Annotated in this window: 11 protein-coding genes; 9 read left to right on the forward strand and 2 right to left on the reverse strand. The window is 45.0% G+C overall.

From position 1 onward, the window contains the following. The first annotated feature begins 430 nt into the window (after nt 1-430). The 4 genes from ubiG to DLE54_RS10135 all read left to right on the forward strand — a co-directional run bounded on the left by ubiG (nt 431) and on the right by DLE54_RS10135 (nt 3,364). Nucleotides 431-1,219, forward strand: coding sequence for a bifunctional 2-polyprenyl-6-hydroxyphenol methylase/3-demethylubiquinol 3-O-methyltransferase UbiG (ubiG, locus tag DLE54_RS10120; RefSeq protein ID WP_110817066.1), 789 nt, complete (start codon nt 431-433; stop codon nt 1,217-1,219). 81 nt (nt 1,220-1,300) lie between these two features. Further along, nucleotides 1,301-2,008, forward strand: a complete 708-nt coding sequence (locus DLE54_RS10125) for an HAD family hydrolase (RefSeq protein ID WP_110817067.1) — start codon at nt 1,301-1,303, stop codon at nt 2,006-2,008. Between the two features lie 91 nt (nt 2,009-2,099). Then, a complete protein-coding gene (locus DLE54_RS10130) occupies nt 2,100-2,876 on the forward strand; it encodes a YciK family oxidoreductase (RefSeq protein ID WP_011961332.1) in 777 nt (258 codons plus the stop codon). 221 nt (nt 2,877-3,097) lie between these two features. Further along, complete coding sequence (locus tag DLE54_RS10135) at nt 3,098-3,364, forward strand: DksA/TraR family C4-type zinc finger protein (RefSeq protein WP_011961333.1); 267 nt, start codon at nt 3,098-3,100, stop codon at nt 3,362-3,364. A 181-nt stretch (nt 3,365-3,545) separates the two neighbouring features. Here DLE54_RS10135 and ompR read toward each other — a convergent pair whose 3' ends face one another. Then, on the reverse strand, nt 3,546-4,292 hold the full coding sequence (ompR, locus tag DLE54_RS10140; RefSeq protein WP_011961334.1) for a two-component system response regulator OmpR: 747 nt from the start codon (nt 4,290-4,292) through the stop codon (nt 3,546-3,548). 687 nt (nt 4,293-4,979) lie between these two features. Here ompR and DLE54_RS10145 point away from each other — a divergent pair. After that, on the forward strand, nt 4,980-7,496 hold the full coding sequence (locus DLE54_RS10145; protein WP_110817068.1) for a Tex family protein: 2,517 nt from the start codon (nt 4,980-4,982) through the stop codon (nt 7,494-7,496). Between the two features lie 182 nt (nt 7,497-7,678). Here DLE54_RS10145 and DLE54_RS10150 read toward each other — a convergent pair whose 3' ends face one another. Next, on the reverse strand, nt 7,679-8,938 hold the full coding sequence (locus DLE54_RS10150; RefSeq protein ID WP_110817069.1) for a saccharopine dehydrogenase family protein: 1,260 nt from the start codon (nt 8,936-8,938) through the stop codon (nt 7,679-7,681). A 415-nt stretch (nt 8,939-9,353) separates the two neighbouring features. Here DLE54_RS10150 and dapA point away from each other — a divergent pair, with 415 nt between their 5' ends. The 4 genes from dapA (at nt 9,354) to cutA (ending at nt 12,112) form a co-directional block, all read left to right on the forward strand. Further along, the gene (gene dapA, locus DLE54_RS10155) at nt 9,354-10,262 is read left to right on the forward strand and encodes a 4-hydroxy-tetrahydrodipicolinate synthase (RefSeq protein WP_110817070.1); all 909 of its coding nucleotides are present in this window, start codon (nt 9,354-9,356) and stop codon (nt 10,260-10,262) included. 175 nt (nt 10,263-10,437) lie between these two features. After that, nucleotides 10,438-10,803 carry a hypothetical protein gene (locus DLE54_RS10160; protein ID WP_011961338.1) on the forward strand — a complete coding sequence of 122 codons (366 nt, stop codon included), beginning with the start codon at nt 10,438-10,440 and terminating at the stop codon, nt 10,801-10,803. Between the two features lie 138 nt (nt 10,804-10,941). Next, nucleotides 10,942-11,661: a phosphoribosylaminoimidazolesuccinocarboxamide synthase gene (gene purC, locus DLE54_RS10165; protein ID WP_110817071.1), complete on the forward strand. Its 720-nt coding sequence runs from the start codon at nt 10,942-10,944 to the stop codon at nt 11,659-11,661. Between the two features lie 139 nt (nt 11,662-11,800). Further along, a complete protein-coding gene (cutA, locus tag DLE54_RS10170) occupies nt 11,801-12,112 on the forward strand; it encodes a YqfO family protein (RefSeq protein ID WP_011961340.1) in 312 nt (103 codons plus the stop codon). Nucleotides 12,113-12,122: the final 10 nt, after the last annotated feature.

The raw sequence follows: 12,122 nt of genomic DNA on the forward strand, positions 1-12,122 counted from the left end.
AGTGGCTTGTATTCAACATAGAGCTTACAGCGACAGCGAGTTCAAACAACCCTGATCTTGATATCTTTAGTAGATTGTCGCCTGCTACTTTACTTTTTTTAAGATTGCCTATGATACCGCATTTGCCCAGTCTGTGTGAACCGTCAGCATTGCTAAAACCTTAACCAATGGTTAAATAAGCGTTAGTAATTCTCATTTAGATCTTATATTCTGATTTTTTTCAGCCAACAACCTTAAAATAATGGCGTAGTCATCGTAGCAAAATATTATCAAAGATGCCCTATTTTATGAAGCATGGTAAGATAGGATTTACGAAGCATGGTAAGATAGACCATCTCATAATAAGGCATTTTAAGCCCAGTATCGGGTATCAGCCTTATATTATCTTCCCCTATTAACCCCCCTAATATTTTAAGGTTTAGGACAGCTCATGACTCAGACCCATACCGACGCAATCTCTAACACTGCTGCCACTGATAATACCGCCTCTAATCTGGGTAATAATGTTGATATGAGTGAAGTGGGTAAATTTACTCAACTCGCCAGCCAATGGTGGGACAAACAAGGTCCTTTTGCAACCTTGCATCAGATTAACCCGCTTCGTTTGAACTGGATAGAAGAGAACGTCATTCGTTACACAGGCACAGGGCTCACCGGAAAAACAGTATTGGATGTGGGCTGTGGCGGCGGTATTTTAACCGAATCTATGGCCCGCCGAGGCGCTGATGCTACCGGTGTGGACTTGGGACTTGAAAATCTACAGGCCGCGACCATACATGCTGAGCAAAGCGGCTTAACCGACCGCCTAAGATACAAGCACATTGCTATTGAACAATTGGCCGCTGAGCAGCCACAGAGCTATGATGTCATCACTTGTATGGAGATGCTAGAGCACGTACCTGACCCCAGCCAAATCGTGCAAGCCTGCTATGATTTACTAAAACCGGGCGGGGTGTGTGTGCTATCGACCATTAACCGCAACCCTAAGTCTTATCTGTTCGCCATTATTGGTGCTGAATATGTGCTGCGTCTACTTGACCGTGGTACCCACGATTATGCCAAATTGATCACGCCTGCTGAGTTAGACAAGATGGCAATTAATGCCGGCTTCAACCGTCAAGACTTAATCGGTCTACACTACAACCCCATCACCAAACGCTACTGGTTGGCACAGAATGTTGATGTCAACTACATGATGGCCGTCGTAAAACCCGCTTAATTGCCCATTTAGCGCTCTATTTAATGGGCCACTGAGCTTAAGTTTAGCGTTATAAACACACCTTTTAAAAAGTACAACATTATGTCAACAAATTATGTCAAAGCCGTCTTATTTGATTTAGATGGTACTCTCATTGATACCGCCGCTGATTTTATCCGTATTATCAAGCGTATGTCAGAGCAAAATGGCTGGCAAGTACCGCCAAGTCAAGCCATTCGTGAGCAAGTATCGGCCGGTGCAGGTGCTATGGTGAGCCTAATGCTCAAGCACAATGAGCAGCCGCTTACTGAAGAGCAGATTCAGCACTACCGCCAGCAATTTTTGGATGAGTATGAGGCCGATATCTGTGTTGACAGCCAGGTGTTTACAGAGCTTGAGCCACTGCTAAGCTTTTATGAAAAAAGCGGCATTCCTTGGGGAATTGTCACCAATAAGCCGCGCTATTTGTCCACCAAATTATTACAAAGCCTTGCTCTCGATGAGCGCTGCTCAGTGCTGGTCTGCCCCGATGATGTGAGCAATACCAAGCCTGACCCTGAGCCTATGTATTTGGCATTAGAGAAGTTAGAATTGCCACGCGGTATTGCCAACAGTGTGATTTATATCGGGGATCATATCCGTGATGTGCAAGCAGGTAGTGCAGCAGGCATGACGACGGTTCTGGCCAGCTATGGCTATATCCCGCCAGAGGACCAAGATGACTTGGAAGCTTGGGGCGCCGATTATATTGCCGACACGCCCAAGGCCTTGGTGAAACTACTGCGCTCAAAGCAGTTTGATTATTTATAACTTAGTACTTATAACTTAGTATTTATCACTTAACAGTTATCACTTAGTATTTACCATTTAATAAAACCTCTACCAAAATAGTAGTGACCTTATGACTCAACCTGTTTTAACTCATGAAGCGATACGCACCTTTAACCCTGAGCCCAATTGTCTAGAGGGTAAAACCATCTTAGTCACTGGCGCTGGTGACGGCATTGGCCGCGTGGCTGCTTTAACCTATGCCAAATATGGCGCCACTGTATTACTGCTTGGCAAAACGTTAAGCAAGCTTGAGGCGGTCTATGATGAAATAGAAGCCGCTGGTGGTAAGCAGCCAGCCATCATGCCGATGAACCTAGAATCAGCCAGCTATAGCGATATGCAGCAATTGGCCAATCTCATCCAAAGTGAGATTGGTACGCTGCATGGCGTGTTACACAATGCTGGTATATTGGGTGCCCTAACCCCGCTTGAGATGTATGATGTGGTGACCTTCGAGCAGGTAATGCGAGTGAATACCACTGCCACCTTTATGCTCACTCAAGTGCTTATGCCCTTGGTCAAATCTGTAGATAACGGCTCATTTGTGTTCACAAGCAGCTCAGTGGGTACGCATCCTCGCGCATTCTGGGGCGCGTATGCCTTATCAAAACAGGCGGTGGAAGGCATGAGTGACATATTCACTCAAGAAACCCAAAATACCACCAGCCTACGCTTTAACTGTATCAATCCTGGCGCCACCCGCACCAACATGCGCGCCCATGCCTTTCCCGGCGAGAACCCTATGTCATTAAAGACTGCTGAGGACTTAATGCCGGCATATGTCTGCTTAATGAGCGATGCCAGTATTGGGGTTAGAGGTCAAGTTATTGCATTACAACCTAAATAAAGCTGACACCTGCTAACTGTGTTTTAAACCAGTGCCCTGTCATCAAGGCTAAGTACATCAGGTCGCCTAACTCGTATAGGTGGCCTTTTTTGTGACATTTTTGTGCTATGCGTGTTACCAATCCTATTTACTCTGGCTTGATAACAGGCGGCTTGAGCCTCATATATTAAGGATAGCGCCCTGATTACCGGGTGCATCTGCATAATAAAAAGGAGTCAATTATGGCCGGAGGATGGGCGCGTGATGGCGCAGAACACGAACAAATGGACGCCACAGTGAATGATGCTCTAGAGCGGGCTCGCAGGGCGTTGCCAAGTGGTGAAAGCCTGCTGTATTGTGATGAGTGTGGAGAAAAAATACCCAAAGCACGTAGGCTAGCGCTGCCTGGTGTCGAGCACTGCGTAAAATGCCAAAGTGAAATAGAAGCTCATAGCAAGAGCCAAGAGCTTTATAACCGCCGTGGTAGTAAAGACAGTCAGCTACGTTAGCCAAGCAGACAATAAAAAAGGCGCTTAGTCCCAAGGGCTAAGCGCCTTTTTTATTGGCTTGTGTCTTTGATGAGCCATGTCTTATTAGATGCGTTAATTGGTAAAAAGGAGTACTGTCACCTATCAACACCCTAACAAATACCTACTAATAGATACCTACTAATAAATACCTACATGCAGGCTAGGCCTCTTCTTCATCAGGAACAAATACGTACCCCACACCCCAGACTGTCTGGATATAACGAGCCTGTGAAGGATTATCTTCGATCAGGCGGCGTAGACGCGATACCTGCACATCGATTGAGCGCTCCATAGCACCCCACTCTCTGCCACGTGCTAAATTCATCAGCTTATCACGCGTGAGTGGCTCTCGAGGGTGCTGTACTAAAGCTTTCAATACCGAAAACTCACCTGTGGTCAAGGTGACCACGTTACCATCACGTTTTAAAGTTCGAGTAGATAAATCAAGCGTCCATGGGCCAAACTCCACCACCTCCACTTGCTGCGAAGGCGCACCAGGCAGCTCACGGCTGTGACGACGCAGAACCGCTTTGATACGGGCCAGCAACTCTTTTGGGTTAAAAGGCTTAGGCAAATAGTCGTCAGCACCCGCCTCAAGGCCAGCAATACGATCACTGTCTGAGCCTTTTGCAGTGAGCATAATAATAGGGATATCACTGTTCTCTTCACGCAGGCGCTTACAGATAGCAATGCCATCTTCACCGGGTAGCATTAAGTCTAATACCACCAAGGAGAATAACTCGCGCTGCATCAGTTTATCCATTTGGCTGCCATCATGGGCGGTACGCACCACGAAGCCATCATCTTCCAAAAAGCGCTGTAGTAAAGAGCGTAAACGGGCATCATCATCAACCACCAAGATACGGTGGGTTAAACTGTCGGTATTGTTGATTTTATTGTCTGACATACTAGGCGTCCTATTGTTATTTTATTTAATATGGCTTAATTATACACATTTAGCGCCTCACTAATGGCGCAAGTTTAGCAAATCACGATTAAAGCGTATTTTTGATAAAAGGGCTATCACTCATTATTATAAATTGATTATAAAGAGGCAATGGTTTTAAAGGGTACTACTTATTCGCTTAAATTATTATAAGAGACTCATTATTTATATGGGAGTGTTTGGGCTATTTATCAATCTTTTTATTCCCTATCCCTTATTGTCCGGTATTTATTATTATTTTAAGCGTCTTTTAAATCCTATACAGCAGCGCTTTATCTGCTTGTCATTTATGCGGCTGCTAGTTATCTGGTTGCTGTTTATGCGCGGCTGACACAGGTTTATTTTAGCGCAGTTACGTTTGTCTGATAATGACGGTGCTTTTAATAAACCATCTTTAGACGATATAGTATCTGTATTTAATGACACCAAGCGTCGGCTTTTATTACCCACATAAAGCAGATAAACTGTAGCAATTAATTAGTGTATAAGATTACGCAAGAAATTACACACTTATTACATAGTAATGCTGTATGTGTTTGTTAATTTAAGCAGACAAAATCACATAAATAAACATTAATAAGCAAAACCATTTTTATTATCTCAGCTTTTGCTATAATGCCAACCACATTTCTTAACTTCGATACGGATATGAACCAAACCGATACTACAACTGCCAACACCCCTACCAGCCAAAGCAGCAGCAATTTGCCGGCTGATGTCATTGCCAACATCCATAATAAGCTTGCAAAAGAGCTGGGTATTAAGCCTGCGCAAGTCGATGCGTTTGTTAAGCTTTACGACGAAGGTGCTACGGTGCCGTTCATCGCTCGTTATCGTAAAGAAAAAACACAAGGCTTAGACGACAGCCAATTACGTGCTTTGGAAAAAGGTTTAAACTACGAGCGTGACATGGCCTCACGTCGTGCTAAGATTCTTGAGCTACTGCAAAGCCAAGGTAACTTAACCGAAGCGCTGCAATCTCGAATTGAGCAGGCCACCTCTAAGCTTGAATTAGAGGACATCTACCTGCCTTATCGCCCTCGCCGCCGCTCATTGGCTGCTAAAGCCCGTGCTGCAGGTCTGGATAAGGTTGCTAAAACTCTACTTAATAATGAAGTCACGCCACTTGACGCCCTAAGCGATTACAGTCTGCCTGAGACTATCACTGATGATACCGGCGCTGAGATTGACGTTGATTTTTCAGATACCGAAAAACAATTAGCCGGCGTGGAAGCCATTATCATCGATGGCTGGACCCAAGAGCTTGAGCTACTTGATAACTTACGTAGCGGTTTTGCTAAAACTGCCACTATCAATTCAAGCCTAGCTTCTGACGAAAAACGTGAGGTGGGTGAGAAGTTCGCTGATTATTTTGAGCATAGCGAAAGCTTAGCACGCCTGCCCAATCATCGCCTGCTTGCGATGCTACGTGGTCGTCAAGAAAATGTATTGGTGCTTAAAGTCGATGGTGAAGATACTCCTTTTGTCGATAAAGTTATCAATAAATTTGAGCTTGAAAATACCAAGCCTCAAGAGCGTCATGACTTTTTAATAACTGCTGCCAACAGCTTGTGGAAGGATAAGTGGCGCCCGCATTTAGAGCACCGCTTATTGACCGAAAAACGTCTGGCCGCAGAAGCTGATGCTATTGATGTCTTCGCCAGTAACTTACAGCACCTATTAATGGCCGCCCCTGCCGGCCGTAAAGTTATTTTAGGTGTGGATCCTGGTATTCGTCATGGTGTAAAAATGGCGGTGATCGATGCACAAGGTCAAGTCATACAAGATGGCGAAGGTAAGCCGGCCATCGCGACAGTCTATCCATTTGCCCCCGATAATAAAATGGATGAGGCTAAAGCAACTATTGCTCAGCTGTTAAAAGACCATCAGGTAGAGCTTGTGGCAATCGGCAATGGCACGGCCAGCCGTGAAACCGATGCCATGATCAAAGAGCTGATTGAAGCCGATGAGACCATCACAGCCAAAGCCGTCGTGGTCAATGAATCAGGCGCTTCTGTGTATTCTGCCAGCGAGCTTGCCAGTGATGAGCTCTCTGATTTAGACGTCTCTATCCGCGGTGCAGTGTCTATCGCCCGCCGTCTACAAGACCCCTTATCAGAGCTGGTTAAAGTTGAGCCAAAAGCCATTGGCGTGGGTCAATATCAGCATGATGTGAACCAAGCTCAGCTGTCTGACAGCTTAGATAAAGTGACGCAAGACTGTGTGAACGCAGTGGGTGTGGATGTCAATACCGCAAGCCCTGCTATCTTAGCCCACATTGCCGGTCTAAACCGTAACGTCGCTCAGCAAATTGTCAACTACCGCAAAGAACATGGTGCATTTACTAACCGTGAGCAGCTAAAAGATGTGCCCAGACTTGGGGTAAAAACCTTTGAACAAGCAGCGGGTTTCCTACGCATTCGTGATGGCGAAGAGCCGCTGGATGCTACCGGTGTGCATCCAGAGAGCTATGACTTGGTGAAAGCCATATTAGACAAGTCTGGCAAGTCAATTGCTGACGTACTGGGTAATGACAGCCTTATCAATACGCTAAGCACCGATGGTATTGACGCAGCCAACGATGACAACATCAGCATTGCCGCCATCAAACAAGAGCTTGCTAAGCCTGCTCATGACCCTCGCCCTGAGTTCAAAACAGCTCAGTTTAGAGACGACGTAAACAGCGTAAGCGATCTAGAAGAAGGCATGCAGCTTGAAGGCGTGGTTACCAATGTGACTGGTTTTGGCTGCTTCGTGGATGTTAGCGTACATCAAGATGGCTTAGTGCATATCTCTGAGATGGCCAACGACTTTGTTGAAGACCCCATGAACTTGGTTAAACCCGGTGATATCGTCAGCGTTCGCGTTATTTCAATTGATGCCAAACGCAATCGTATCGGCTTTAGCATGAAATCAGAAGATGCCGCTTCGGCCAAACGTGCTACTAGCCCGCAGCGCAGTACTGACAAAAACGCTGAGAATGCTGCGACTAAGCCGGCCAAGGCGCGCAAAAATAGTCGTGCTAAACCTGCCAATAAAGCCGCTCGTACTGCCAATACCCGCAGTGATAAGCCAAAGCCTAGCAAATCTGCTAAGCCCAAAGCTGAAGAGGCTAAAGTAGGCTCACTCGGTGCCTTGCTACAGCAAGCCGGGTTAAAAAAATAACCTAGCATTCATTGCTGCTTTGCAATCAATATCTAAAATCAAATAGAGCCGCCCATTAAACGATACCCCATCAGTTGCACACAACTTGTGGGGTATTTTTATGCGTGACTGTTATAAATATTCATAAATATGACTGTCCATAAAAGCTGATCACAGCTAGCCTAACTGTGATTGACAGCGATTTACAGCACCTCAAATGTGATACCAGCATGCGCCTGTAGACGCTCGATTAATCTTTCGCCCATTGATGACGCCGGCGTCCAAAACCCACCTGTTATTTCTTGCTTTGAGATATCTTGTAGTAAACAAAGCGCACTTTGAGATAACATCTGGCAAGTGCTGCCGTATCCAGGATCTTTATCGCCGGTTACTTTGGTCAACACCTGCTTGCCATGACTGCCCTCACCAAAGAAGCGAATATCAAAGTAACCCTCGTCTCGCTCTTGTTTATTTGGACCTTCACCAGATTGTGGTAACAGCTTGTCGTTAATCAAATCACGAGTGGGCTTAAATATCATGCCTGCAGCAAATCCGGCCATACCCGCCACTAAGCCATAACTTAGCAAGCGACCTTTTAGTCCAGATGGCATCCACATCGCTTCATCATATTTAAAGTCGCGGCCATACTCATAGCCACGTAGCTGATTGCTGCGATGTACCACGCGGGTATTGATAGACTCCATGATAAATGGTGCCAGCCAGCGCTTATTCTGCGCATCCCACTCAGGTACTTTTACACTATTTTGGCGAACATTGGGGCGCTTTGGGTCATCATTTAACACATAAGGGTTGGCCAATAATTTGCGCGCGGCCTTATTGGTACCGACTTCCTCTAATATGGTGGCCATCGAAGCAAACGTACCGCCTGACAGGCCGCCTTTGGCTGCTTTGACACGCATATGAATAGTATGACAAGGCGCGTTTAATGTCTGCTGGGCATAATTTTGGGTAAAAAGCACGCCCAAATCAGAAGGCAGAGAGTCAAAGCCACATGAGTTAACAATGCGAGCGCCCGACGCTTGAGCGGCAGACTGATATTTATCAAGCATGGCTTTGATAAAAATAGCCTCACCGGTTAAGTCAACATAATCGGTACCATTGTCCACACAGGCTTTAATTAATGGCTCACCATATTTAAGATAAGGGCCAACTGTTGAGATAATTACGCGGCTTTTAGAGGCCAGCGCATCTAAGCTTTGTGCGTCTTCACTGTCGGCAATTAAAATGGGCAAATTGCTATCACCCACCTGATCTTTGACCTGAGTTAACTTATCTTGATTACGTCCGGCGATGGCCCATCTGACTGAGTCGGCGTTATCCTTATTAGCCTGTGATAAAAACTGATGTAAGTAAGCGGCAGTCAATTGACCAACAAAACTGGTGGCACCGTAAAGTATGATGCCATAAGGACGGTTGTCCTGTGAGGCAGTATCAGAGCTCATGTTGCTTCATCCTTTAAAAAATAGGGCATCAATAAAAAAGGCAAGTGGGCCTTAAAATATGGCTTAAAATGTCCTTTAATTAAACCACACTTGCTTAGCACACAAAACTACAGTTTGTAAGGAGTCACAACAGACAGGTAAGCTAATTGGGTATTTGCCGCATGGGTAAAAAAGAATTCATCTTTTATTCATGTTTTTTATGCCGCTCATGGTATCACTGTGCTACATTTAGACGTAAAATAGCTTGATGATTGCGCAGGCTAGATTGTGCTACACTAATTGACATCAGTATTGCAATTTCAAAACTGTGGTCCACACAGTTTAACCCAACTCAGTTTTACGCCGCTTAGGGTGAGCCAAACGAGTTCAGATAACATTAGTTAAAACAAATTAGTTAAAATAACAAGGCAATATTATGAGTAACCGCTATTCTGACTTTAAAACCCAACTGCAAGGCTCAATGGTTGCCTTAGTAACCCCAATGAAAGCCAATGGCGAAGTAGATTACCCGCGCTTAGCCAATCTGATTGACTGGCAAATTGAACAAGGCACTCACTGCTTGGTTGCCGTAGGTACCACCGGAGAGTCAGCCACGTTATCTATGCAAGAACACAGTGATGTTATCCACTTTTTTGTGAAACACGTAAATGGCCGAGTGCCCGTAATAGCAGGTACTGGTGCCAACAATACTCAAGAGGCAATTCACCTAACCTCTGAGGCAAAAGCAGCCGGCGCCGATTGCGCCCTTTTAGTAGCGCCTTATTATAATAAGCCCACTCAAGAGGGGTTATACCAGCACTATAAAGCGATATCTGAGGCTGTAGATATGCCGCAAATGCTTTATAATGTGCCAGGACGTACTGTGGTCGATATTGCTCAAGAGACCGTAGAGCGTTTGGCAGATTTTGACAACATTGTCGCCATAAAAGATGCCACCGGCTCGGTAGAACGTGGCAAGCTATTAATTGATGCTTTAGGTGATCGTATTGTGGTGTTATCAGGTGATGATGGCACGGCGCTAGAGCTGATGAAACATGGTGCCAAAGGTAATATATCAGTAACGGCTAACATTGTGCCAAAAGCGATGAGTGATGTATTTAGTGCCGCCTTAAAAGGTGACTTTGAAACGGCCAAAAAGGTGCATGACAGCATTGAGCCTTTGCACAAACTTATGTTCGTTGAATCAAGCCCCATTCCGGTCAAATATGCTTTAAATAAAATGGGCAAAATTGAGAAAGGCATCCGCTTACCTATGGTGTGGTTAAATGAGAAGTTTCATGACCAAGTGGACGCCGGTTTACGAGCTGCCGGTTTGATTGACTAGATTTAAAGCAGTTATACCCATTATTAAGATCAATGGTTACGACTAAGATCAATGGTTACGACCAACCGTTTCAACGCCTGTACTTTGATACATAGTACTTTTGAAGATAAGTGGCTGTTTTATGCCAATTACCCACGCTGGGTTTGCATAAAGCGCCACTGACAAAGGATTTCCCATGCACCAAACCCAACTTTCTAAAACTTCACCAAAGCCGGTTAATGCTGCTCTTAGCACCGCTATACAACTGCTCATTGTCGGTGCGAGTAGTCTGGCTATTCTATCAGGATGCCAAGCCACCAAAGGCGTATTTGGTAAGGTTGATGATGGCAGCTTGGCTTACCAAAAAGCTGAAAAACTTGATCCAATTCAATTGCCTGCAGACCTAGAAGCAGGCCCATTTGTTCCACTTTATGCCACACCCGCTGTTGGGGTAAATACGCTTGATCTTGAAAATGAGTCTGGTAAACGCTTCGAGCTACCACCGCCTTATCGTCAAGTACTGGGACAAAAATCTGGCGATATTGAGTCTGATTCTAACTAGTCTGATGCTCTAATTTAGTACACTATACCCTGCGTTTATGCGCCCAGTCGCGCGATTGGTTGCACTCACATTACCCTTTTCAACCCCCTCTTAGCTAAGATACTTATCCCACTTAGCTATTTGCATAGGACTTAAATCATGCAGCTTCAAAAACAAGACCTCCTTTACAAAGGCAAAGCCAAATCTGTTTATGAAACACAGAACTCTGATTATCTGATACTTCATTTCCGTGATGACACCTCAGCTTTTAACGGTGAGCGCATCGAACAGTTAGGCCGTAAAGGACAAGTGAATAACCGCTTTAATGCGTTTATCATGCAAAAGCTTGCTGAAGCCGGTATTGAAACTCATTTTGAAAAACAGCTTTCTGATGATGAAGTATTGGTAAAACGCTTAGAGATGATTCCTGTAGAGTGTGTGGTACGTAACTTTGCTGCCGGCAGCTTAGTACGCCGCTTAGGTCTAGAAGAAGGACAGCCTCTTACACCACCCACTTATGAGCTGTTTTTCAAAGATGATGCGCTAGGTGACCCTATGGTTAACGAATCATTGTCTGTATCTTTAGGCTGGGCGACACCTGAGCAATTAGCAAAAATGAAAGAGCTTACCTTCAAGGTTAATGACGTGCTAAAAGAGCTGTTTGATGCAGGCGGTTTGATGTTGGTTGATTTCAAACTTGAATTTGGTGTGTTCCAAGACCGCATCGTATTAGGGGATGAGTTCTCTCCAGATGGCTGCCGTATTTGGGACAAAGAAACCAAGAAAAAACTAGACAAAGACCGTTTCCGTCAGAGCCTAGGCGATGTTATCGAGTCTTATGAAGAAGTGGCTCAACGTATCGGCGTTCCAATGAACTAAAAATGACTGCTAATGTGTAAAAAAGGCCGACTATGAGTAATTTATAGTCGGCCTTTTTTTCGCCTTGCACTGTGTGGGGGCATCTATAGTTAACGACCCCATTTAAGTCTTATAATAAACCCTTAAGGAGTCTCTATTTATGTACAAACTAACCGTGTTTATACCAGATTCTGATCTACAAGCAGTCAAGGCCGCTTTATTTAAGGCAGGTGCTGGTCATATTGGTAACTACTCTCATTGCTGTTGGCAGGTGCAAGGCACAGGGCAGTTTATGCCCTTATCAGGCAGTCAGCCGCACATCGGTCAGCAAAACCATATAGAGCAAGTAAATGAGTGGCGGGTCGAGATGGTGGTGGCCAAAGATAAGATAACAGCCGTTATAGAGGCTTTAAAGCAGGCGCATCCTTATGAGACGCCCGCTTACGACGTGATAAAGCTAGAGTCGTTTTAGATACGTTAAG

This window comes from Psychrobacter sp. YP14 (assembly GCF_003209315.1).
GTDB lineage: Bacteria > Pseudomonadota > Gammaproteobacteria > Pseudomonadales > Moraxellaceae > Psychrobacter > Psychrobacter raelei.